This is a genomic window from Pseudomonas sp. NFACC14 (assembly GCF_900106885.1).
Lineage (GTDB): Bacteria > Pseudomonadota > Gammaproteobacteria > Pseudomonadales > Pseudomonadaceae > Aquipseudomonas > Aquipseudomonas fluorescens_AA.
Genome location: NZ_FNOA01000002.1, coordinates 190,569 through 213,106, shown reverse-complemented (window position 1 = coordinate 213,106; position 22,538 = coordinate 190,569). Strand labels below are relative to the sequence as shown.

Here is a 22,538-nt window from a genome sequence, read left to right as displayed (position 1 = left end):
TCAGCCCCGCCGACTGGCGCGCTGACTGCGATAGGTATCGAGTACGACCGCCACCACGATCACCGCGCCGGTGATGATGCGTTTGGTCGGCTCGGTAGCGCCGATCTGCGCCAGGCCCGCCGCCAGCACGGAGATGATCAACACGCCGAAGAAGGTACTGATGACCGAGCCGCGCCCACCCATCAGGCTGGTACCGCCGATGACCACCGCCGCGATCACCTGCAGTTCCAGCCCCGAGCCGGCGTTCGGGTCCGCGGCCTCCAGGCGGGAAATCTGGAACAATGCCGCCACGCCGGCCAGCAAGCCCATCAGGCTGAACACCAGGATCTTGTAGGGTTTTGGATTGATGCCGGCCAGGCGCACGGCTTCTTCATTGGTGCCGATGCCGATCAGGTAGCGACCGAATACCGTGCGGGTCAGCACCGCCTGGGCAATGAAAATCACCAGCAAGGCGATGATGAACGAAGGCGAGATACCGAAGGCGATGGGGTTGGACAGCCAGGCGAACGAGTCGCCGATGTAGGCGGTCCGGGACCCGGTCATCTGGTACGCCAGGCCCCGGGCCATTTCCAGCACGCCGAGGGAGACGATGAACGATGGAATCCGCCACGCAACGGTGATCGAACCGGTGACCGTACCCGCCAGCGCCGCCACGGCCATGCCGAGCAAGGCCGATGGCCAGACGCTCCAGCCCCAGCCGAGCACCGCCACGCTGACCGTCGAGGCCGCCAGTGCCAGCACCGAGCCCACCGACAGGTCGATGCCGCCGATGATCAGGATGAAGGTCATGCCGACCGCCAGCACCATCAAGTCGGGAATCTGGTTGGCCAAGGTGCTGAACGTGTCATAGGACAGGAAGTGGCTGCTCAGGGTTGAGAACAGCGCGACCATGGCCAGCAGTGCGCCAGCCAGGCCCAGGTAGGTCCCGAGGCCATAGAAGTTGCCACTTGATTTGCCAACGGCAGATGCGGTTTTCATGAAAAATCCCTAGGCGCTGCTTCGTTGAGCAACGCATCACGTTTCTGGTAGCCGGCGAATGCCGCGGCAAGCAAGTCATCCTGGGTCCAGCTGTCGCGCTCGAAGGTGTCGATCAGGCGCCCGGCGGACAGCACGCCGATCCGGTCGCAGATCAACATCAGTTCCCGCAGGTCACTGGACACCACGACCAGCGCCTTGCCCTGGCGAGTCAACTCGCCGAGCAGCGCATAAATGTCGAATTTGGCGCCGACGTCGATGCCGCGGGTCGGCTCGTCGAACAGCATGACGGCGCAATCGCGTTCGAGCCAACGCCCGATCACGACTTTCTGCTGGTTGCCCCCCGACAGCTCGGACACCAACTGGGTCGGGCTGGAACTGCGGATGCGCATGGCATCGACCTGGCGCTGCGCCAGGGCCAGTTCGGCGCTGCCATTGACCAGGCCGGCACTGGAAATCTCCGGCATGTTACCCAGGGCAATGTTGGCGGCGATGGACTGTGTCAGCAGCAAGCCTTCGCCCTTGCGGTCTTCGGTGATCAACGCGATGCCATGGGCCACGGCATCGGACGGCGAGCGAATGCTCACCACCCGGGCCGGCGAACCCAGCGCCACCGTACCGCTGTCGGCCGGATCGGCACCGAAGATCAACCGCAACAGTTCGGTGCGCCCTGCCCCGATCAGGCCGGAGATGCCGAAGATCTCGCCACTGCGGACTTCGAAGGACACGTCGCGGACCTTGTCGGAACGGGTCAGGCCCTTAACGGTCAACGCCGGCGCGCCGATCTGGCGAGGGCCAAGGTCGATATGCTCGCCCAGCTCCCGGCCGACCATCAGGGTCACCAGTTGCTCGCTGTCGTAGTTGGCCATCGGCTCGACGCAGACCAGGTTGCCATCGCGCAGTACCGCAATGCGCTGGGCGACCCGCGCCAGCTCTTCGAGGCGATGGGAAATGTAGATGATCGCCACGCCACGTGCCTGCAAGCGGGTGATCTGCTCAAAGAGCATTTCGACTTCGCGGGCCGTCAGCATGGCGGTCGGCTCATCGAGAATCAGCACATGGCAATCGCCAATCAGGTTGCGGGCGATCTCGACCATCTGCTGGTGACCGATCCCCAGCTCGCCGACCAGCGTGTCGGGATCGATCGCATCGAGCCCCACCTGGGCCATGGCCTCGATGGCCGCCTTGCGCAATTGCTTGCGACTGATCCAGCCGCCGTGGCTGGGCAGGTTGTCGAGGAACAGGTTTTCAGCCACGGACAGGGTCGGCAGCAGGTTGAGCTCCTGCATCACCATGCGTACGCCCAGCTCTTCAGCCTGGGTCCGGCTGCCAGGACGATAATCCTGCCCCTGAAATTGCATCTGCCCGGTCGTCGGCGTCACCAGCCCGCCGATGATCTTGGACAGGGTGCTTTTGCCGGCGCCATTTTCACCGGTCAGCGCCAGCACTTCACCGCGCATCAACGTCAGGTTGATATCGGTCAGTACCGGCTGGGCATAGGTCTTGCCGATACCGCTGACGCACAGGACAGCGTTCGGGTCGCGAACGGACATATCAAACTCTCCAATGCGCTCGCCCGGATGGGCGAGCACCGTTGTGTCGCCAGGATTACGGCTTGGTCACCAGCTCGACCGGAGTTTCGATAACGCCGTTGGTACCGCTGTCGACTTTTTCGCCCTTGAGCATCTTCAGCGCTGTTTCGATGCCGAACACGGCTTGCTTGGCGGCGAACTGGTCGGCAGTCGCCAGGACACGACCGTCCTTGAGCATTGGCTTGATGGCGTTGATGTTGTCGTAGCCCACCACCTGCACTTTGCCCGCCTTGCCCGCCGCGCGCACGGCCGATACGGCACCGACCGCCATGCTGTCGTTACCGGCCAGCAGTGCCTTGATGTTCGGGTATTCGCTGAGCATCGACGCGGCGACCTGGTTGCCCTTGTTGATTTCCCAGTCGCCGGATTGCAGGGACACGACCTTGATCTGCGCCGCGTCCATCGCATCCTTGAAGCCCGCGGTACGTGCCTGGGCGTTGGTGGTGGTGGAGACACCTTCGATGATGCCGACTTCGTCACCGGCCTTGAGTTGCTTGGCCAGGTACTCGCCCACCAGCCGCGCGCCCTTGCGGTTGTCAGGGCCTACGAACGGCACGTTGATGTTCTTGCTCTTGACCACGGCCGGATCGAGCTGGTTATCGATGTTGATGACCGTGATGCCGGCATCCACGGCTTTCTTGATCACCGGCACCATGGCCTTGGAGTCCGCTGGCGCGATGATCAGGGCATCGACCTTGGACACGATCATCTGCTCGACGATGCGGATCTGGTTGGCGGTGTCGGTTTCATCCTTGATCCCGTTGGAGATCAGGTCGAAATCGGCGGAGTGTTCCTTCTGATAGGCCTTGGCGCCGTCTTCCATGGTCAGGAAGAATTCGTTGGCCAGGGATTTCATGACCAGGGCAACCTTGGGTTTTTCTGCGCTCTGGGCGAATGCCGAGGAGAGAGGCAGCGCAGCGGATGCGGCCGCGAGCATGGCAACAGCGAGAAGGCGTCCAGCGAATGGCAACTTCATGGGTTCACTCCGATCTTATGATTATTGTGAGCAAATCAATGCACGGAACGCCGCGCAAACGTTTGCGTGAAGTGAACTATGGTAAGGCTTCGCAGATTTGTCAACGTTGCGGTTTGATCCGCAACGTCGCAGCTCAACGTAGAAGCTCAGGCCGTCGTATTGACCACCGAACCCGAACCGCTGCCCTTGGACAACTCCGTGACCAGGTGGCCAGTGACTTCCAGCAAAGCGCCACTGGTGTCGGCGATCTGCCCTTGGATTGCCATGACCGCCGAAGTCTTGGCTTCCTCCGAGGCATAGTCGCGCGCCTGGGCGGCGGCCAGTTGTTGTTGCTGCTCCCTGAGCTGCTGCTGAAGCTCTTGCATCCGCTTGAGCAGCACCTGGACCGCTACGCTCTGGGTGCTACCGCCCTCCTGCGCCTGATCGGTTGCTTCAGCGCCAGCGCCCATGCCCGTACGGACCTTGCCCGAGTCTTGCGTTGTACCCAGCGCCTCATCGGCGGCCTGGTCTTCTGCCTCGCTCAAAGCCTTCAGGGTGGCGGCGGATTTTCCGCCGATGGTCACCGCTGCCGCATTGGGAAAGCCGATGGAAAACGACATGTCAAAACTCCATAGAGGGGGATTCCTAGGAAGGACATCGCCCGCCGAAGCACTTTCTTTAGCGCCCGATGAAATCAATCAATAGCTTCGCTACATCGAGCAGGTGACACCTGTTTACGCAAACAGATAAAAAATTCCTTTCTCCTACACCAAAACGAAAAAAGTGCTGTCAGACGATCCTCTTGAATTTTAAGTAGTTGCGTAAATGCCTACGGTTAAATACTGTATGCCCGTACAGCTTAATAAGGATAACCCTGTGGCCACCCCCTCCGCTGCAACTACCCCCTTAGATTCCTATACGCGACTCGGCCTCCGGGTCTCGAAAATCATCAACGCCTCCACCGCGCAAAAAGCCAAGGCCGCCCTGATCTTCCGCCTGCCCGACGAGCCGGTGGATGAATGGGAACGTCTCCTGGAAGAAATCGACGAGAACGACAACGTGACCCTCGCCTATCGCGACGACGGCGGTGTGCAGGTTTTCTGGGTTGTGCCGAAGGAAGATTGAGCCTGATGAGTGTTCGCTGTTTAGCTTTTTTGCTTGTGTTCATCACCATGGGCGCACAGGCCGGTGCCCCGCGCACCTTCAACGAAGCCAAGAAAATCGCCTGGAAACTCTATGCCCCGCAATCCACCGAGTTCTACTGCGGCTGCAAATACACCGGCAATCGCGTGAACCTGGCCGCCTGCGGTTACGTACCGCGCAAGAATGCCAGCCGTGCCGCCCGCATCGAGTGGGAGCATATCGTCCCGGCCTGGCAGATCGGCCATCAGCGTCAATGCTGGCAACAAGGCGGTCGCAAGAACTGCACCCGCTATGATCCCGTCTATCAACGGGCCGAGGCCGACCTGCACAACCTGGTGCCGAGCATCGGGGAAGTGAATGGCGATCGCAGCAATTTCAGTTTCGGCTGGCTGCCGGAACAAAAGGGCCAATACGGCTCATGCCTGACCCAGGTGGATTTCAAGGCCAAGAAAGTCATGCCCCGCCCCTCCATCCGGGGGATGATCGCCCGGACCTATTTCTACATGAGTAAGCAATATGGCCTGCGCCTGTCGAAACAGGACCGGCGCCTGTACGAAGCCTGGGACAAGACCTACCCGGTCGAAAGCTGGGAACGCCAGCGCAACCAGAGCGTGGCGTGCGTCATGGGTCGTGGGAACGAGTTCGTGGGACCGGTGGACATGAAAGCCTGCGGTTGACCTCGCACTCGTGAACAGCACAAAACCAACTGTGGGAGCGAGCTTGCTCACGATAGCGGTGGATCAGCCAACGTTGATGTTGACTGACATGTCCCTATCGCGAGCAAGCTCGCTCCCACAGGTTTTGTGGCTTGGCTGACTTTTTGGGCTGCCCGATTATTGAGCCGTCGGGTAATCCACCACCAACGTCTCGATGTTGCGCTTCTTCGCCCGGACCAGGGCGGCCGTGACCTGTTCCTGCTTGGCTTGGGCTTCGGCCTCGGAGCTGAAAGGGCCGACCAGGACGCGCTCCTTGCCGTTCTCCCGCACCACGTTCGACATGAAGCTGTGCTCGATGAGCCAACCGGTCAGGTCGCTGACAGCCTGCGGTGTCTCGCCACGAACCTCGACGGCCCACTGCGGCGCGGCAGCGACGGCCGGTGCGGAGGTGGCGGCGGGCTTCGGCTTCGGTGCTTCGACGTCACGCCCTTCACCGCATCCTGCCAGCACCAATACCGCGATAACCCAAGCCAATTTACGCACAACGTTTCCCCTGGAAGACATGAGGCATGGATTTTAGCACCCGTGCCCGTCAAGATCGCCGCAAACAATGCTCAAAACACGAGAATCCTGCCCGGCGTCTCTGTATAGTCGCACCCTGGGAATTAATGCTGCGTCTGCACGTCAGAAAGAGGCACCCACATTGTGACACTTAGCACTAATCTATAAGCAGTACCGACATCTGCACTGTCTGAATCAGGTGCCCTATAAAGCAATCAAGGAGAACACCATGCTGATACTCACCCGCAAAGTCGGTGAAAGCATAAACATTGGTGACGACATCACGATCACCATTCTGGGCGTTAGCGGCCAACAAGTACGGATCGGCATCAACGCCCCGAAAAACGTTGCGGTGCATCGTGAAGAGATCTATCAGCGTATTCAGGCCGGCCTTACCGCTCCTGACAAGCCGCAAACTCCCTGAACATTGCAGCAGTCCGCAGCCAGCCCGTTTGCATCGTCGCAGTGGCTGGCTAAAGATCCTGGCCGACTGCGCCGTCCCCTGCCTCTCCCCGCCTTCTTTCACCCCGTCCGTGAATCGATACTAATGGCATGGCGCTTGGCAAGGCTGTCAGACGTTTCGTTTTAATGATGACGAAGCAGGCGTTCGCGGCCGGTCAGCCCAAGCCCACGCCGCGCGCCATGCCTGTGGCGGCGACGACCATCAGGATCAGCAACAAGGCTTCGATGTGGCTGATCCGTGCAAGTCGGCCGGCGTTCGAAGGATCGATCGCCACCCCTTTGCGCATTGCCATCCGCCATTTGATCAGGGCGATCATCGGTACGATCTCTAGCAGCAGAATCAGCAGCAACAACGTCATCTTCAAGTGAAAAAGCGGTTGATGCAGGTAATAGTCCGTGCCTTTTTCGTACCCGCCGAAAGCGCGCATCCCCCCGGTCACCAACAGCACCAGCGCCGACAGGCCCCACAGGTTGTCAGCCACCAAGACACCCCGGACCGCGTCCACACCGCCCGCCAGGCGCCGTAGCGCCGTGCCGCGGGTCAGCACCGCCCAGAATCCGAGGGCGAACGCCAGCAGATGAATTGCCGCAAGCGACCAATGAGCCAACATGGAAGACTCCTGACAGTGGGAACGTCGAATCGACCAGACAGTACTAGCTCATAAAGGAATGATTGCCAGGCTGAGCACAAAAAAACTGTGGGATCTTCAATGAATGCGATGCCTGTGGACCGCTCAAAAAACTGTGGGAGCGAGCTTGCTCGCGATGGCAATCTTTCATTCAACATGATCGTTGACTGATCCGACGCTATCGCGAGCAAGCTCGCTCCCACAGGGGGATTGGATTGTACGCGCTAAGAAATCCTAGTCCGCCAATCGCCAGGTCGTCCCGCCCTTCCCGTCTTCCAGCACCACGCCCATGGCGGTGAGCTGGTCGCGGATGCGGTCGGATTCGGCCCAATCCTTGTTGGCTCGCGCCGCCAGGCGTGCCTGGATCAATGCCTCCACCTCGGCGGCGTCCACGCGGCCCGCGGCACCGGCCTGCAGGAAATCATCGGCTTCGAGCTGCAACACACCCAGCACGCTGGCCAGTTCTTTCAGGCGGGCCGCCAGGCCGGCCGCTGCATTGAGATCGCTCTCACGCAGACGGTTGATCTCACGCACCATCTCGAACAGCACCGCGCAGGCTTCCGGCGTGCCGAAGTCGTCGTTCATCACTTCGGTAAAACGCGCCACGAACGCTTCGCCACCGGCAGGCGGCACGGCGGGCAGGCCCTTCAACGCATGGTAGAAACGCTCCAGGGCACCCTTGGCGTCCTTGAGGTTGTCTTCCGAGTAGTTGATGGCGCTGCGATAGTGGCTCGACACCAACAGGTAGCGCACGACTTCCGGGTGGTACTTGTCGAGCACGTCGCGGATAGTGAAGAAGTTGTTCAAGGACTTGGACATCTTCTCGCCGTTGATCCGGATCATGCCGCAATGCATCCAGGCATTGGCGTAGGTCTTGCCGGTGGCCGCTTCGCTCTGGGCGATTTCGTTTTCGTGGTGGGGGAATTCCAGGTCGCTGCCGCCGCCATGAATGTCGAACGTCTCGCCCAGGCAGCAGGTGGACATCACCGAGCATTCGATGTGCCAGCCCGGACGCCCGGCGCCCCATGGCGATTCCCAGCTTGGCTCACCCGGCTTGGCCGCCTTCCACAACACGAAGTCCAGCGGGTCCTGCTTCGACTCGTCGACTTCGATGCGTGCGCCGATGCGCAGGTCTTCGATCTTCTTGCGCGACAGCTTGCCGTAGCCCATGAACCTGGCGACGCGGTAGTACACGTCGCCATTGCCCGGCGCGTAGGCATAGCCCTTATCGATCAAGGCCTGGATCATCGCGTGCATGCCCGGAATGTGGTCGGTGGCACGCGGCTCCATGTCCGGCTTCTTGATATTCAGGCGCGCTTCATCTTCATGCATCGCGGCGATCATGCGCTCGGTCAACGCTTCGAACGACTCGCCGTTCTCGTTGGCGCGGTTGATGATCTTGTCGTCGATGTCAGTGATGTTGCGCACGTAGGTCAGGTCATAACCGCTGAACCGCAGCCAGCGGGTCACCAGGTCGAAGGCGACCATGCTGCGGCCATGGCCGAGGTGGCAGTAGTCGTACACGGTCATCCCGCAGACGTACATGCGCACCTTGTTGCCATCCAGCGGCTTGAAGACTTCTTTGCTCTTGGTGAGCGTGTTGTAGATCGTAAGCACGGTGTTTCCTTAAGACTTGATCACTGGCCCCACGAATCACGCAGGGTCACGGTACGGTTGAATACCGGCTGACCTGGTTTCGAGTCCTTGATATCCGCGACGAAGTAGCCTTCGCGCTCGAACTGGAAACGGTCTTCCGGCTGCGCATTGCCCAGCGAGGGTTCAGCACGACAACCGGTCAGCACTTGCAGTGAGTCAGGGTTGATGTTGTCCAGGAAACTCGCGCTGTCTTCGGCCTTCTCCGGGTTCGGAGAGCGGAACAGGCGATCGTACAGGCGCACTTCGCACTCGACGCTGGCAGCGGCCGGCACCCAGTGGATCACGCCCTTGACCTTGCGGCCTTCAGGGTTCTTGCCCAGGGTGTCCGGATCGTAGGAGCAACGCAGCTCGACGATGTTGCCGTCGGCGTCCTTGATCGCTTCGTCGGCACGGATCACGTAGCTGCCGCGCAGACGCACTTCGCCGTTCGGCTCCAGGCGCTTGTAGCCTTTTGGCGGCTCTTCCATGAAGTCATCGCGGTCGATGTAGATTTCACGGGCAAACGGCAGCTTGCGCACGCCGAGTTCTTCTTTTTGCGGATGACGCAGCAGTTCGAGGTTTTCGACCTGGTCTTGCGGGTAGTTGGTGATCACGACCTTCAACGGACGCAACACGCACATGGCGCGCGGGGCATTCGCATCCAGATCCTGACGGATGCTGAACTCGAGCATGCCGAAATCGACCACACCGTCGGAACGGTTGGTGCCGATCATCTCGCAGAAGTTGCGGATCGATGCCGGCGTGTAGCCACGACGGCGGAAGCCCGACAGCGTCGACATGCGCGGGTCGTCCCAACCGTTAACGTGCTTCTCGTCCACCAGTTGCTTGAGCTTGCGCTTGCTGGTGATGGTGTAGTTCAGGTTCAAGCGGCTGAATTCGTACTGACGCGGGGTGGCCGGTACGGGCAGGTGCTCGAGGAACCACTCGTACAGCGGACGATGACTTTCGAACTCCAGGGTGCAGATCGAGTGGGTGATGCCCTCGATGGCGTCCGACTGACCGTGGGTGAAGTCATAGTTGGGGTAGATGCACCATTTGTCGCCGGTCTGGTGGTGATGGGCGTGACGGATGCGGTACATGATCGGGTCGCGCAGGTTCATGTTCGGCGAGGCCATGTCGATCTTGGCGCGCAGCACCCGTGCGCCGTCCGGGAACTCACCGGCGCGCATGCGCGCGAACAGGTCCAGATTCTCTTCCACGCTGCGCTCACGGAACGGGCTGTTCCTGCCCGGCTCGGTCAGGCTGCCGCGGTACTCCTTGGCCTGCTCGGGAGTCAGGTCGCACACGTAGGCGTTGCCGGACTTGATCAACTCCACCGCCCAGTCGTGCAACTGGTCGAAATATTGCGAGGCGTAGCGCACCTCACCGGACCATTCGAAACCCAGCCACTTGACGTCGCTTTCGATCGCGTCGATGTACTCCTGGTCTTCCTTGGCCGGGTTGGTGTCGTCGAAACGCAGGTGCGTGACGCCGCCGAACTCCTGGGCCAGGCCGAAATTCACGCAGATCGACTTGGCATGGCCGATGTGCAGGTAGCCGTTGGGCTCCGGCGGGAAACGAGTGACGATCTGTGTGTGCTTACCCGAATCCAGGTCCGCCTGGATGATCGGGCGCAGGAAATTGACCGGCACGGCCGGGCCGGTCTTGGAATTCGAGGTAGGGTCGACAGTGGGCTTGCTCATAGGATCCTTGAACAGACAAGTGCGCGGCCGGGTGCGGCCTGATAAATCAAAGCCCGTATCATAGCCGATGCTGTCAAGTACCTGACAGGCCAGGCCGGCAAACGATTGAATTTAATCGACGGCCAGATGAAAAACAGCCTCGAAATTCGTGCCCGGCACGCTAAACTGCCCAACCTGGCCGATTGCAGCCAGACCGGTTGCGGGCGTTTGTGCCCCGAAACCCACGAATTCCTTGAAAGAGTACCGACCATGAGCAAAGTCAAACTGACCACCAACTTCGGTGACATCGTTCTGCAACTGAACGCCGAGAAAGCGCCGCTGACCGTGGCCAACTTCATCGAATACGTCAACGCCGGCCACTACGAAAACACCGTGTTCCACCGCGTCATCGGCAACTTCATGATCCAGGGCGGCGGCTTCGAACCGGGCATGAAGGAAAAGAAAGACAAGCGCCCGAGCATCCAGAACGAAGCCGACAACGGCCTGCCGAACAAAAAGTACAGCGTTGCCATGGCCCGTACCATGGAGCCGCATTCGGCCTCCGCGCAGTTCTTCATCAACGTGGCCGACAACAGCTTCCTGAACCACAGCGGCAAGACCGTACAGGGCTGGGGCTACGCGGTGTTCGGTGAAGTGATCGAAGGCACCGACGTGGTCGACAAGATCAAGGGCGTCGCCACCACGTCCAAGGCTGGCCACCAGGACGTCCCGGCAGACGACGTGATCATCGAGAAAGCCGAGATCATTGAGTGATATTGCTGATTTCAGACTTGCATCTGGAAGAGGAGCGCCCGGACATCACCCGGGCGTTTCTGGATTTACTCGCCACACGCGCTCGCTCGGCGCAAGCGTTGTACATTCTGGGCGACTTTTTCGAAGCCTGGATCGGCGACGATGCCATGACGCCGTTCCAGCGTTCCATCTGCCAGGCCCTGCGCGAATTGAGCGACAGCGGCACGGCCATCTTCCTGATGCACGGCAATCGCGACTTCATGCTGGGGCAGGCCTTTTGCAAAGCGGCCGGCTGCACCCTGCTCAAGGACCCGAGTGTCGTGCAGCTCAATGGCGAGCCGGTGCTGCTGATGCATGGCGACAGCCTCTGCACCCGCGACGAAGGCTACATGAAGCTGCGGCGCTGGCTGCGCAACCCGGTCACACTGTTCATCCTGCGTCACCTGCCGCTGGGCAGCCGCCAGAAACTGGCGCGCAAACTGCGCAGTGAAAGCCGCACGCAGACACGCATGAAAGCCAACGACATCGTCGACGTCACGCCCGAAGAGATCCCGCGGATCATGCAGCAATACGGCGTGAAGACCCTGGTCCACGGCCACACCCACCGCCCCGCCATCCACAAGCTGCAACTGGGCGAACACGCCGCCCGGCGCATCGTGCTGGGGGACTGGGACAAGCAAGGCTGGGCGTTGCAGGTGGATGAACAGGGGTTTGCGTTGGCGCCGTTTGGGTTCGCCCCGCCGCCGCTGTTATCAGCGCCCGAGACACCTCTCAGCCCGACCTGAATTCCCCTGTGGGAGCGAGCTTGCTCGCGATAGCGGTGTTTCAGTCAACATAAAAGTTGACTGTCATGCCGCCATCGCGAGCAAGCTCGCTCCCACATTGAATTGTATTGACCTTTGGATCAGTGCCCAGCCGACGCCGGCCCCGCCTTCGCCGCAAACGGCGGCTTCGCCAACCACACCAGCACGATCAACCCCATGAATGCCCAACCCAGCAGTGTGAAGTAATCCACGGTGGAGAGCATGTACGCCTGGCTGTTGAGAACCTGCTCGAGCCGGGCATAGGCCGGAGCACTCGCGCCGCCAAGCTGGTTGAGCGCCTCGCGGGTGGCCGGCTCGAAAGTGCTGATGCTTTCGCTCAGGTAGGCGTGATGCTGGTCGGCCCGGCGGATCCAAATCCAGGTGGTCAACGATGCGGCGAAGCTGCCGCCCAGGGTCCGCAGAAACGTCGCCAGCCCCGCGCCGTCGGCAATCTGGTGCGGCGGCAGGTCCGACATCAGGATGCTCAGGGTCGGCATGAAGAACAGCGCCACGCCGATGCCCATGAACAACTGCACCAAGGCAATGTGCTGGAAATCCACCTCGTTGGTGAACCCGGCGCGCATGAAGCAGCTCAGGCCGATGGCCAGGAACGCCAGCCCCGCCAGCAAACGCAGGTCGAACTTGTGCGCGTACTTGCCGACGAAGGGCGACATCAACACCGGCAGGATACCGATGGGTGCCACCGCCAATCCGGCCCAGGTCGCGGTGTAGCCCATCTGGGTCTGCAACCACTGCGGCAGGATCAGGTTGATGCCGAAGAACCCGGCATAACCGCCCACCAACACAATGGTGCCGATGCGGAAGTTGCGATAGGCGAACAGGCGGAGGTTGACCACCGGATGGCGGTCGGTCATTTCCCAGATCACGAACACCGCCAGGGCAATGGCTGAAATCAGCGCACCAATGACGATGAAGTTCGATTCGAACCAGTCCAGGTCGTTGCCCTTGTCGAGAATCACCTGGAGCGCGCCAACACCGATGATCAGCGTGATCAATCCCACGTAGTCCATCGGCTGATGGCTGGTGACCACCGGCCGCGCCTTGAGCTGCTGGCGCACCACCATCGCCGCGAAAACGCCGATGGGCACATTGATGAAGAAGATCCACGGCCAGCTGTAGCTGTCGGTGATCCAGCCGCCGAGGATCGGTCCGGCAATCGGCGCCACCACCGTGACCATCGCCAGCAACGCCAGGGCCATGCCCCGCCTGGCCGGCGGGTAGACGGCAATCAGCAAAGTCTGGGTCATCGGGTACAACGGCCCGGCCACCAGCCCCTGGATGACCCGGAAGCCAATCAGCTCCGGCATCGAGGTGGAAATGCCACACAAGAATGAAGCGAGCACGAACAGCATCGTCGCCCACAAAAACAGCTTCACCTCGCCAAACCGACGGCTGAGCCAGCCGGTGAGCGGCAGGGCGATGGCGTTGCTCACCGCGAACGAGGTGATCACCCAGGTGCCCTGCTCCGAGCTGACGCCCAGGTTGCCGGAAATGGTCGGCAAGGCGACGTTGGCGATGGTGGTGTCGAGCACTTGCATGAACGTCGCCAGCGACAGCCCGATGGTGCTGAGCAACAGGCTGGGCGGCGTGAAGGACGCGTTATTGCTCATTGCGAAATCCTATGAAGCGAAGAGAGTCAATCGCGGGCAAGCCTTGCCCCCACTGGATCCAGGGTTGCCTGAACTCAGTGGGTAGGACACAAGACCTGTGGGAGCCGAGCTTGCTCGCGATGAGGCCCTTGCAGTCAATATCTCTGTAGCCGGTCATACCGCTATCGCGAGCAAGCTCGGCTCCCACAACTGATCAGCGCTGCGCGGTTTTGCTCGCCGCGGAACTGTTGTCGTGGATCAGGCGGGTGATCATCGCGTCGGCCTCGGCCAACTGCTGGTCATAGACCTGGGTGCTGAACGAGGCTTTCTGCGGTGGCTGTTGGGCCAGCACCGGGCCGCTCTGGTCGTGCAGGTTGACGCTGACCTGGGTCGACAGGCCGACTCGCAGCGGATGCTTGGCCAGTTCTTCGGGGTTGACATGAATGCGCACTGGCACCCGCTGGACGATCTTGATCCAGTTACCGGTGGCGTTCTGCGCCGGCAGCAAGGCAAACGCACTACCGGTCCCGGCGCCCAGGCTGTCGATGGTGCCGCTGTACTTCACATCGCTGCCGTACAGGTCGGCCTCGATGTCCACCGGCTGGCCGATGCGCATGTCGCGCAGTTGGGTTTCCTTGAAGTTGGCGTCGATCCACAGCTGATCCAGCGGGATCACCGCCATCAACGCCGTGCCTGGCTGCACCCGTTGGCCCAGTTGCACGGTGCGTTTGGCCACATAGCCGGTGACCGGTGCGATCAAGGTACTGCGGGCGTTGGTCAGGAACGCCTGGCGCAATTGCGCGGCGGCAGCTTGCACGTCGGGATGGGACGACACCACGGTATCGTCCACCAAGGCGCTGGTGGTCTTGAGCTGTTGCCGGGCATTGGCCAGGGCATTCTGCGCCGAGGTCAGGTCATCCCGGGCGTGGGACAGCTCCTCCTGGGAAATCGCTCCGCCGGCGGCCAGGTTCTTGCGTCGGTTGTAGTTTTCCTGGGCTTTCTGCACTTCGGCCTCTTGGGCATTGACCTGCGCCCGCATGCCATCGACGTTGCTATACAAGCCACGCACCTGGCGCACGGTCCGGGCCAGGTTGGCCTGGGCACTTTGCAGCCCGACTTCGGCATCGTTCGGGTCGAATTGCACCAGCACCTGGCCTTCACGCACCAGGTCGCCGTCATCGGCACCGATGCTCACCACCGTGCCAGTCACCAGCGGCGTGATTTCCACCACGTTGCCGTTCACATAGGCATCGTCGGTGCTTTCGCTCCAGCGGCCATACAGTTCATGCCAGCCCCACACGCCCAGGCCCGCGAGAATGACGATCAGCGCCAGTGCCAACAGCATGACCTTGCGCTTGCGTGGGTTGCCGCTGTCTTGTGTATTTTCGGATTGAGTCGTTTCGGCAGTCGCCATGACAAGTACCTCGAATCAGTGGGTCGGCGTGGCAGGGGTCGGCGTGGCCGCCGCCAGGGTCTGGGCTTCGAAACCACCGCCCAGGGCCTGCATCAGTTGGATCGACAAATCGATCTGCTCGGCATTCAGGTTCGCCAGTTGGCGCTGGGCCTGGAGCAATTGCTGCTCGATGCTCAGCACGTCCAGGTAATTACCGATGCCCGAGCCGTAGCGCTGGACCACGGTGTCGTAAGAGTTCTGTGCGATGTCGGTGGCATGTTGCTGGGCACCGATCTGGCGAGCGATGTCGCGCAACTGGTTGATGGTGTCACTGACATCGCCAAGGGCCGTGACCAGGCTCTTGTTGTACTGCGCCACTGCCAGGTCGTAATCGGCGTCCCGGGCATCCAGGTCCGCCCGCAGGCGGCCACCGTCGAAGATCGGCAACGACACGGTGGGCGCCACATTGAAGAAGCGGCTGGCCGAACCGAACATCGCATCGCCGAGCAATGACTGCACCCCTGCCGCCGCGCTCAGGTTGAGGTTGGGGTAGAAGTTGGTCTTGCCGGCCTCGATGTTCTTGCTCGCCGCCTCGACCCGCCAGCGCGCCGCGACCAGGTCCGGACGACGGCCCAGCAACTCGGCCGGCAGGTTCGAGGGCAAGGCGACCGCGCTGGCTTGCAGCACGTTGGGCCGGGCGATTTCATTGCCGCGATCCGGCCCCTTACCCAGTAGCACCGCCAGGGCGATCTTGGCGCTTTGCAGGCGTTTTTCTGCGTCGATCAAGGTCGCATCGGCGCTGGCTTCCAGGCTTTCGGTCTGCTGGAACTGGTACTCGCTGTCGATCCCGGCGCTGAGGCGGCGCTTGCCCAGGTCGAGCATCTGCCGGGTGCGCTTGAGGTCTTCGGCGGCCAGGTCATGAATGATGTGGGCCTGGCCCAAGTCGCTGTAGGCCCGGGCCACGTCGGCGGCCAGGGTCAGTTGCGCGGCCTGGCGATCGATCTCGGCGGCGCGGGCCTGGCCCAGGGCAGCTTCCCAGGCGGCACGCTGGCCACCCCAGAGGTCGAAGTTGTAGTTGAAGTCCACACTCAGCGAACGCAGGGTGCTGTACGCCCCGCCCTGCCCTTGCGGATCCTGGTCACGGGCCAGACGCGAACGGCTGACGCTGCCACTGGCATCCAGGGTCGGCAGGCGCGCCGCGTTGGCGGCATAGGCCGCGGCACTGGCCTGGTGGACCCGGGCGCTGGCGACCTGCATGTCCGGGCTGTCGCGCAGGGCTTCACGGATCAGGCCGTCGAGCTGCGGATCACCGAGGTTTTTCCACCAGTCGTTTTTCGGCCACGCGGCCGGCGACAGCGTGACCCCGGTCAGGGACTGTCCAGCCTGGAGGCTCTTGGCCTCGAGGCTGACGCCTTCGGTCTTCAGGCCGCTGTAGCTGGCACAACCGGCGAGGCTCATGGCCAACAGCACCAGGCTCAAGCGGGTACGCAAGGTTTGACGTTTCATTTCTCCCCCAATCGCAACACGGTGATGGGATCACCGGCAGCGAGCAGTATTTTCTTGAGGATGTCTTCGAGGGTTTGCAGCTCCTCGCGGCTGATGGCGCCGGCCAACTGGTTCATGGCGTCGGCACCGATGAACGGCAGGCGATCGGCGAGGGCCTGGCCGGCTTCGGTCAGCACCAATTGCACCTGGCGCCGGTCCTCCGCCGAGCGTTGGCGGACCAGGAAACCTTTCTGCTCCAGGCGATCGAGCATCCGCGTCATCGAGCCACTGTCCAGGGACAGGTAGCGACACAGCTCGACCGGTGTGTCGATGCCGTGCTGGGCCATGATGATCAACACCTTGAACTGGGCGGCGGTAATGCCGACGGGCTCCATGTGGGTGTCGATGATCCGGTCCTTGAGCAGCGCGGCGCGGCCGAGCAGCATGCCGAGGTGGCATTTGTGAAATTCGTCTGGGGTGAAATGCTTCATCTGAGCACCGTTTGCTGCCTAGGCAGTGAATGTATGTCGAGATATTACTGCTTAGGCAGCAAATGTCAAACAAATAGTTAGCTTGCTACGCACAAGCAGACAAAATGCAGATATCCCTGTGGGAGCGAGCTTGCTCGTGATAGCGGTATGACCTTCAACATCGTCGTTGACTGACACGCCGCTATCGCGAGCAAGCTCGCTCCCACAGGGGATTGGCTTTATATGGGGTTTGGGGAAGGGTTAGAAATCGCGCTTGTAGAAGATATCCAGCGAACTGGCGACGCCGCTGGCGGCTTCGAGGTAAACCTTCTTGCTGAGCTTGTAGCGCAGGGCGATGGTGTTGGCCGGTTCGAACACGCCGACGCCGTAGCGCAGGCTGAGTTTTTCCGAGAGGTTGCCGCTGGCGACCACGCTGGTGGTGTTGCCGCTGCCTTGGGTGTCGAGTTGGAAGTCATCGATGCCCAGGTTATTGGCCAGGCTGCTGGTCACGCCCGAACTGCCCATCAACCCCAGGCCCAACGCCGCCTGGGCGAGCATGTTGTTGTCCTCGCCCGTGGTGCTCAGTGGCCGGCCCAGTACCAGGTAGGACAACGCCTGCTCCTGGCTCATGGCCGGCTCCGAGAAGATTTGCGTGGTCGGTTGCTCGGCGCTGCCGCTCAAGCGGATGCCGGCGATCACGTCGTCGGTCTGGCGAATCGCTTCGATGTCCAGGTAGGGCTGGTCGATGGGGCCGGCGAACAGCAGCCGGGCCCGACGTACCGTCAGCCGTTGCCCGTAGGCCCGATAGCGGCCGTCGTTGAGCCACAGTTCACCGCGGGTGTCCATGTTGTCGCCGATGTGCACCTGCCCCTGGACGTTGGCCGTCAGGCCGAACCCCGAGAACGCGAGTTTGTCCTGGCCGACGATCACGTCGATGTCCATCGCCATGGCTATCGGTGCCTTGCCCTCCTCGGTCTGGTGGCCGACGATCACCGTGTCATCCGACACCTTGACGGTGGACGGCGGCAGTTCGCGGACGGTGATCTCGCCTTTGGGCACCAGGACCTTGCCGGCAATGGAAAGCCGCTCGCCCTGCATCGTGATGTTCAGGTCCGGGGCGACATCGAGCACCGCGTACGGTTCGACGGTGACCGGCAGTTGCGAGCCCTTGAGAGCCAGGTTCAGGCTCAGGGCCTGGCCCCAGCCGATGTTCCCGGCCAGGCTGCCCTGCCCGTGCTTGCCGCTTTTCCAGGCGCCGTCGAGCCGTACCGTTTCACCGGCAATCATCGCCCGCACCTGCAGGGCTTCGAGGCTGACCGGCAGTTCCGGGCCGGAGACTTCGCCGTCGCTGAGCACCAGGTCGCCGTTGACCTGGGGCGCGAGCAAACCACCCGACAACGTCCCGCTGCCGTTCAGGTGACCGGTGAGGGTTTCCACCATCGGCACGAACGGCCGGGCCACGGACAGGTCCAGGCCGGTCAGGCGGAACGAGCCGCTCAAGGGCTTGCTGGCCGGCAGCGGATTGATCTGCGCCTGGAGCACCAGCTCGCCGAGCTTGGCGCCGACGAAATTCAGGTCGGTGTCGATGCGCTTGGGGGTCAGGCGGCTATTGAGCGTCAAGGTCTGGTAGGGGAAGTCCAGCCATTGCGCCTTGTCCCCCGCCTTGTCACGGATGCGCAACGTACCGCCACTGGCGTCCACCAGGATCCGGCCATTCGGGCCACTCGCCGGCAGGTCCAGTTGCAGGTCCGCATTGAGCCGGCCCTGCCAGGCAAAGTCCTTGGGCATCCACTGGGCCAGGCTTTCGATGGGGAACTGTTTGAGGTGATAGCGCAGCTTCGGCTCCGGCATCAGCCGCTGGTCTTCACCGCACAGGCTGGCATCAAAGGAACGCCAGCAGTGAGCGCCGACGTTGAGCGTGCCATCGGCCAGGCGTTCCAGTTTCGCCGGGGCTTGCAGGCGCCAGGCTTGACCGCCGGCCTGCACCTCGCCGCTGGCCAGGCGTCCGCGCCAATTGCCCTGGTCGAGGGCGCCGTCGAGCGCCAGGGTCGTGTCGAGCTGAGGCCCTTGCAAGTCCAGGTTGAGTGTTTGCCGTTTGATGTCGCCCTGTGCGCTGACGGTCAGCACGCCCAGGGACGTTTCGCCGGCGCGGATGCCGCTGGCCTTGAGGTCGAGCTTGCCGCGCTGGGCGCTGTCGAGGGTCGCGTCCAGGTTCAGGCTTTGCAGGCGATTGTCCTGCAACGCCAATTGCGTGCCTTGCAGACCGAGCTTGCCTTGGGGCACCTTGAGCGTGCCGGCGACATCGACCCGGCCAACGACCTGGCCGCGCAATTGCGGCCAGAGCTGGGCCAGGCGGGTGAGCTTGATGTCGATCTGGCCGGTGAGTTTCTGTTGCAGGCTGCCGGTGCCGTTGATGCGGTTATCCCCCAGGCGGATGTCCAGCGCGCTGAGGTTCCACTGCTCGCCGGCACCACTGGCCTTGGCCTGGAACAGCGCCGGTTGGCCGCGCAGCTTGCCCTTGAGATCCAGGTCCGCGTCGAGCTCGAGGCGGTCGTTCTTCATCGCGCCTTTGCTGCGCAACGGCCCGGCCAGGGTGCCGGGCAGCTCGCCGAGCCAGTACGCCGGGTTGATGGCCGACAGTTGCAGCGCCGTGTCCCAGGCAATGCCGTCGGCAAATTGCAGGCTCAGGTGTCCTTCGGCCTGGCCCTGTCCCGCGGCGAGCTTGAGTTGCGGCAGATGGATTTGCGTCAGGTCGCCACTGAACGGGCTGTCCAGGCTGAAAGCCCCGGCGGGGCCGTCCAGCCCGGCCTGGAAATTGCCCAGGTAGTTGCCATCGGTGTACGAGACTTCGCCATTGAAGCTGCGCAACGTCACCTGCGGCTCGTCGATCAGCGGATACAGGCGATGCCAGGGGAAATCCAGCCAGGCGACTTTCGCCTCGGCGCTCAAGCCGTCGCGCCAGTCCACTTGCCCGCTGAGTTTCAGGCTTTGCTGATTGCCGGCGTCCAGGTCCAGGCCGACGATCCGTGCGCCATTGGCGTCCACGGTGCCTTGCAGCAGCAATGCCACTGGTCCTTTTTCGGCGGGCAACGTCGCCTTGCCAAGCAATTGATAGCCACTTTTCAGATCGCCTTCGCCAGTCAATTCCAACTGATTGAGCAACAGCGTGTCCGGCAGATCGGCGCTGGCCTTGAAAGCGTCGGCGGTGATGCGCACCTTGGCGGGCAGGTTGTCCGCCAGCGGTTGCAGCTCACCGGTCAACTGGCCTTGCAGGTAGCCGCGACTGTCGGCCTTGAGGTTGAGGGTCTTGAGCAGGTTGCCGTCGACTTTCAGGTCCAGGGCCCAGGGCGTGGCACCTGGCGCTGGCAAGGTCAACCGGCCTTCGGCATTCAACGGCCAGTCGCCGCCGGGCTTGAGCAAGCCGGACAGCGTCAGACCCAGCTCGTCGCGCTGCAATTGCACCGAGTCGATCAGCAAGCCCTCGGCGGTCCAGTGGGCAACCAATCGCAGGCCCTTGAGTTGCTCGCTGCCGTTGAACGACAGGCTGCCGACTTGCACATCGCCCAGTTCGATCGCGAGCGGCAAGTCCAGGTCCGGCAAGCTGATCGGGCCGCTGCTCGGCGCATCGGCCGAGGCGGGCAACTGCAAGGCGACCTGGTCGGCCTTGAGCTGTTCGATGCACAGGGTCATGCGCGCCAGGCACAACGGCGACCAGGCGAATATCACTCGATCCATCGCCACCCGACTGTCGCCCTGCTGCCATAGCAGGTGATCGGCGCTCCACTGCCCGCCCAGCCGGCCCTGGAAATTCTCCACGGCCAGCCCCGGCACCAGGCCGAGGGCCCAGCGGCTGCCAAATGCCGTGCCCAGCACCGCGCTCAAGGCCAGCACGACCGCCAGCAGCCCCCCGGCGAGCGCCAGCAGCGTTATCTTCACACCACGCTTCACAGCTCAGGCCCCATGGAAAAGTGCAATCGAATACCGCCTTCATCGTCCATCGCATGGGCCAGGTCGAGGCGGATCGGCCCCACCGGCGACACCCAGCGCACGCCGACACCCACACCGGTCTTCAGGCTCGGCAGCTCCAGGCTGTTGAAGGCGTTACCCTGGTCGATGAACGTCGCCACTCGCCATTTTTCCGCGATGGAATACTGATACTCGAGGCTGCCGGCGACCATGTAGCGACCACCGATACGGTCGCCCTCGGAGTTTTCCGGCGACAGGCTCTGGTAGTCGTAACCCCGCACACTCTGGTCGCCACCGGCGAAAAAGCGCAGGGATGGCGGAATGGATTTGTAGCCATTGGTGGCGCTGCCGCCGATTTGCGCCCGCGCCAGCAAGCGATGCTTGTCGAACACCGTGGTCAGGCCCTTGACCATGGCGGTGCCGTATACAAGGTTATTGTCCGAGCCCAGTCCTTCCTTGGCGACCTTGGTGTCGAACTGCAAACGGTAGCCGTTGTGCGGGTCGATGCGGTTGTCGCTGCGCAGATAGGAATAGCTCACGCCCGGCATCAACAGCGTGCTCAGGCCCGCATCGTCGCCGAGGCGGTACTCCTCGCGCTGCCACTTGAGCGACACCACCCGCTGCCAGCCGCTGGGCAACTTGCTGTGCCATTCCGGGCCCACGGTGAGCAGTTTGCTGAGGCTGTCGGTACCGGCCAGTTCTTCATATTGATAACCGCCGGCGTAGCGCATCTTGTCGGTCAGCGGCGGGTCCAGCGGCACGTCGTACCACAGGCCGACATTCTGCCGGGGCGCCGACACTTCCGCTTCCCAGCCATAGCTGTGGCCCTGGGGGTTGACCCAGTGGCGCGTCCAGTTGGCTTTGGCCCGGGGCCCGACATCGGTGGAAAAGCCCAGGCCAAGGCCCATGGTGCGCGGCTTGCGCGTATCGAGCTTGACCGCCACCGGAATGACATTGTTGGTGGCGGCGGTGGGGGCCGCATCCACCCGAACGCCTTCGAAATAGCCGCTCGATTGCAAGGCCTGGTTGAGTTCGGCAATCAGCTCGGAGTCGTACGCCGTACCGGCCTTGAACGGTACCATGCGTTGCAGCAGGTCTTCGTCGAACGGCGTGTCGCCCTCGAAGCTCACCGGGCCCAAGGCATAGCGCGGGCCGCTGTCGTAGACCAGTTCGATGTCGGCGATGCCCGCCTGGGGGTCCACCCGGAGTTTCTGCTGGGTGAAACGACCGCTGAAATAACCGTAGCGCGAGGCCTGGTTCTGGATCGCCCGCTTGGCGTCTTCATAGCGACCATGGTTGAGCACCGCGCCGGGCTTCAGCGCGGCGTTGTCGGGCACGCGAAAAGCCTTGAGCGAAACCGCCGGCCCATCGATGCGCACGGTGACGTTGCGCAGGTGCACCGGCTCGCCGGGGTCGATGGTCAGCACCAGCCGTGGATCCTTGCCGCCCTTGACCTGGCTGTCGATCTGCGGCTGGTAGTAGCCCAGCGCCTGGGCGGCCTTGCGCGCCTGTTCCTCGGCGCCGCGACTGAAGCGCAGCAAGGCCTCCTCGTCACGATCCCCCACGCCTCCGATGTAACCTTCGACGTTGGCCTTGAGTTCATCATTGGACGGCTGGACGCGTACTTCCAATTCACTGTTTGCCAGTGCCGCGCAGCTGAGGGACAGCAAAAGCGCGCCACCGGTCATTCTTCCTGGGAGGTTCATGGCGCGGATGCTATCACGAGCGTAGGTGCCTGATAGAGCCGGACATTTCCTAAAAGTTCGCC

General features: G+C 62.3%; 19 protein-coding genes. 5 read left to right on the top strand and 14 right to left on the bottom strand.

Annotation, left to right across the window (positions count from 1 at the left end):
* From BLU85_RS05470 to BLU85_RS05455, 4 genes are all read right to left on the bottom strand, one after another.
* Positions 1-978, bottom strand: a complete 978-nt coding sequence (locus tag BLU85_RS05470; RefSeq protein WP_060738184.1) for an ABC transporter permease — start codon at positions 976-978, stop codon at positions 1-3.
* Positions 975-2,528, bottom strand: a complete 1,554-nt coding sequence (locus BLU85_RS05465; protein WP_092199022.1) for a sugar ABC transporter ATP-binding protein — start codon at positions 2,526-2,528, stop codon at positions 975-977. The genes BLU85_RS05470 and BLU85_RS05465 overlap by 4 nt, the downstream gene beginning before the upstream one ends.
* A gap of 55 nt (positions 2,529-2,583) precedes the next feature.
* Entirely contained in the window at positions 2,584-3,543 is a 960-nt protein-coding gene (locus BLU85_RS05460) for a sugar ABC transporter substrate-binding protein (RefSeq protein WP_092199025.1), read from the bottom strand.
* Positions 3,544-3,689: 146 nt separating this feature from the next.
* Complete coding sequence (locus BLU85_RS05455; protein WP_092199028.1) at positions 3,690-4,142, bottom strand: hypothetical protein; 453 nt, start codon at positions 4,140-4,142, stop codon at positions 3,690-3,692.
* 205 nt (positions 4,143-4,347) lie between these two features.
* On the opposite strand from BLU85_RS05455, the gene BLU85_RS05450 reads away from it, so the two are divergent.
* The gene (locus BLU85_RS05450; protein ID WP_092199031.1) at positions 4,348-4,647 is read left to right on the top strand and encodes a DUF1654 domain-containing protein; all 300 of its coding nucleotides are present in this window, start codon (positions 4,348-4,350) and stop codon (positions 4,645-4,647) included.
* A 5-nt stretch (positions 4,648-4,652) separates the two neighbouring features.
* On the top strand, positions 4,653-5,342 hold the full coding sequence (locus BLU85_RS05445) for an endonuclease (RefSeq protein WP_092199034.1): 690 nt from the start codon (positions 4,653-4,655) through the stop codon (positions 5,340-5,342).
* 156 nt (positions 5,343-5,498) lie between these two features.
* Here BLU85_RS05445 and BLU85_RS05440 read toward each other — a convergent pair whose 3' ends face one another.
* On the bottom strand, positions 5,499-5,864 hold the full coding sequence (locus BLU85_RS05440; RefSeq protein ID WP_092199037.1) for a penicillin-binding protein activator LpoB: 366 nt from the start codon (positions 5,862-5,864) through the stop codon (positions 5,499-5,501).
* Positions 5,865-6,111: 247 nt separating this feature from the next.
* On the opposite strand from BLU85_RS05440, the gene csrA reads away from it, so the two are divergent.
* On the top strand, positions 6,112-6,306 hold the full coding sequence (csrA, locus tag BLU85_RS05435) for a carbon storage regulator CsrA (protein WP_003179932.1): 195 nt from the start codon (positions 6,112-6,114) through the stop codon (positions 6,304-6,306).
* A 193-nt stretch (positions 6,307-6,499) separates the two neighbouring features.
* On the opposite strand, the gene BLU85_RS05430 is transcribed toward csrA, so the two are convergent.
* The 3 genes from BLU85_RS05430 to BLU85_RS05420 all read right to left on the bottom strand — a co-directional run bounded on the left by BLU85_RS05430 (position 6,500) and on the right by BLU85_RS05420 (position 10,311).
* A complete protein-coding gene (locus BLU85_RS05430) occupies positions 6,500-6,955 on the bottom strand; it encodes a DUF2214 family protein (protein ID WP_092199040.1) in 456 nt (151 codons plus the stop codon).
* 252 nt (positions 6,956-7,207) lie between these two features.
* Positions 7,208-8,590 carry a cysteine--tRNA ligase gene (gene cysS, locus BLU85_RS05425; RefSeq protein WP_092199043.1) on the bottom strand — a complete coding sequence of 461 codons (1,383 nt, stop codon included), beginning with the start codon at positions 8,588-8,590 and terminating at the stop codon, positions 7,208-7,210.
* Positions 8,591-8,610: 20 nt separating this feature from the next.
* Positions 8,611-10,311, bottom strand: coding sequence for a glutamine--tRNA ligase/YqeY domain fusion protein (locus BLU85_RS05420; protein WP_092199046.1), 1,701 nt, complete (start codon positions 10,309-10,311; stop codon positions 8,611-8,613).
* A gap of 249 nt (positions 10,312-10,560) precedes the next feature.
* Here BLU85_RS05420 and BLU85_RS05415 point away from each other — a divergent pair, with 249 nt between their 5' ends.
* Positions 10,561-11,064 (top strand): peptidylprolyl isomerase, encoded by a 504-nt coding sequence (locus tag BLU85_RS05415; RefSeq protein WP_092199319.1) that lies wholly within the window; start codon positions 10,561-10,563, stop codon positions 11,062-11,064.
* Positions 11,061-11,828: a UDP-2,3-diacylglucosamine diphosphatase gene (locus tag BLU85_RS05410; protein ID WP_092199049.1), complete on the top strand. Its 768-nt coding sequence runs from the start codon at positions 11,061-11,063 to the stop codon at positions 11,826-11,828. The genes BLU85_RS05415 and BLU85_RS05410 overlap by 4 nt, the downstream gene beginning before the upstream one ends.
* Positions 11,829-11,947: 119 nt before the next feature.
* Here the strand turns inward: BLU85_RS05410 and BLU85_RS05400 are convergent, their stop codons facing one another.
* The 6 genes from BLU85_RS05400 to BLU85_RS05375 form a co-directional block, all read right to left on the bottom strand.
* On the bottom strand, positions 11,948-13,477 hold the full coding sequence (locus tag BLU85_RS05400) for a DHA2 family efflux MFS transporter permease subunit (protein WP_092199055.1): 1,530 nt from the start codon (positions 13,475-13,477) through the stop codon (positions 11,948-11,950).
* 193 nt (positions 13,478-13,670) lie between these two features.
* The gene (locus BLU85_RS05395; protein ID WP_092199058.1) at positions 13,671-14,870 is read right to left on the bottom strand and encodes an HlyD/EmrA/EmrK family protein; all 1,200 of its coding nucleotides are present in this window, start codon (positions 14,868-14,870) and stop codon (positions 13,671-13,673) included.
* 15 nt (positions 14,871-14,885) lie between these two features.
* The gene (locus tag BLU85_RS05390; protein ID WP_092199061.1) at positions 14,886-16,355 is read right to left on the bottom strand and encodes an efflux transporter outer membrane subunit; all 1,470 of its coding nucleotides are present in this window, start codon (positions 16,353-16,355) and stop codon (positions 14,886-14,888) included.
* Positions 16,352-16,825 carry a MarR family winged helix-turn-helix transcriptional regulator gene (locus BLU85_RS05385; protein WP_092199064.1) on the bottom strand — a complete coding sequence of 158 codons (474 nt, stop codon included), beginning with the start codon at positions 16,823-16,825 and terminating at the stop codon, positions 16,352-16,354. The genes BLU85_RS05390 and BLU85_RS05385 overlap by 4 nt, the downstream gene beginning before the upstream one ends.
* Positions 16,826-17,065: 240 nt before the next feature.
* Positions 17,066-20,752, bottom strand: coding sequence for a translocation/assembly module TamB domain-containing protein (locus tag BLU85_RS05380; RefSeq protein ID WP_092199067.1), 3,687 nt, complete (start codon positions 20,750-20,752; stop codon positions 17,066-17,068).
* Positions 20,749-22,476, bottom strand: coding sequence for an autotransporter assembly complex protein TamA (locus BLU85_RS05375; RefSeq protein ID WP_218190003.1), 1,728 nt, complete (start codon positions 22,474-22,476; stop codon positions 20,749-20,751). The genes BLU85_RS05380 and BLU85_RS05375 overlap by 4 nt, the downstream gene beginning before the upstream one ends.
* Positions 22,477-22,538: the final 62 nt, after the last annotated feature.

Bases quoted from the DNA above. Each gene is read 5' to 3' on its own strand.
- BLU85_RS05455 (WP_092199028.1), bottom strand. From the start codon at position 4,142: ATGTCGTTTTCCATCGGCTTTCCCAATGCGGCAGCGGTGACCATCGGC.
- BLU85_RS05415 (WP_092199319.1), top strand. From the start codon at position 10,561: ATGAGCAAAGTCAAACTGACCACCAACTTCGGTGACATCGTTCTGCAA.
- BLU85_RS05450 (WP_092199031.1), top strand. From the start codon at position 4,348: ATGCCTACGGTTAAATACTGTATGCCCGTACAGCTTAATAAGGATAAC.
- BLU85_RS05385 (WP_092199064.1), bottom strand. From the start codon at position 16,825: ATGAAGCATTTCACCCCAGACGAATTTCACAAATGCCACCTCGGCATG.
- BLU85_RS05445 (WP_092199034.1), top strand. From the start codon at position 4,653: ATGAGTGTTCGCTGTTTAGCTTTTTTGCTTGTGTTCATCACCATGGGC.
- BLU85_RS05460 (WP_092199025.1), bottom strand. From the start codon at position 3,543: ATGAAGTTGCCATTCGCTGGACGCCTTCTCGCTGTTGCCATGCTCGCG.
- BLU85_RS05420 (WP_092199046.1), bottom strand. From the start codon at position 10,311: ATGAGCAAGCCCACTGTCGACCCTACCTCGAATTCCAAGACCGGCCCG.
- BLU85_RS05395 (WP_092199058.1), bottom strand. From the start codon at position 14,870: ATGGCGACTGCCGAAACGACTCAATCCGAAAATACACAAGACAGCGGC.
- csrA (WP_003179932.1), top strand. From the start codon at position 6,112: ATGCTGATACTCACCCGCAAAGTCGGTGAAAGCATAAACATTGGTGAC.
- BLU85_RS05465 (WP_092199022.1), bottom strand. From the start codon at position 2,528: ATGTCCGTTCGCGACCCGAACGCTGTCCTGTGCGTCAGCGGTATCGGC.
- BLU85_RS05390 (WP_092199061.1), bottom strand. From the start codon at position 16,355: ATGAAACGTCAAACCTTGCGTACCCGCTTGAGCCTGGTGCTGTTGGCC.
- BLU85_RS05400 (WP_092199055.1), bottom strand. From the start codon at position 13,477: ATGAGCAATAACGCGTCCTTCACGCCGCCCAGCCTGTTGCTCAGCACC.
- BLU85_RS05375 (WP_218190003.1), bottom strand. From the start codon at position 22,476: ATGAACCTCCCAGGAAGAATGACCGGTGGCGCGCTTTTGCTGTCCCTC.
- BLU85_RS05470 (WP_060738184.1), bottom strand. From the start codon at position 978: ATGAAAACCGCATCTGCCGTTGGCAAATCAAGTGGCAACTTCTATGGC.
- BLU85_RS05430 (WP_092199040.1), bottom strand. From the start codon at position 6,955: ATGTTGGCTCATTGGTCGCTTGCGGCAATTCATCTGCTGGCGTTCGCC.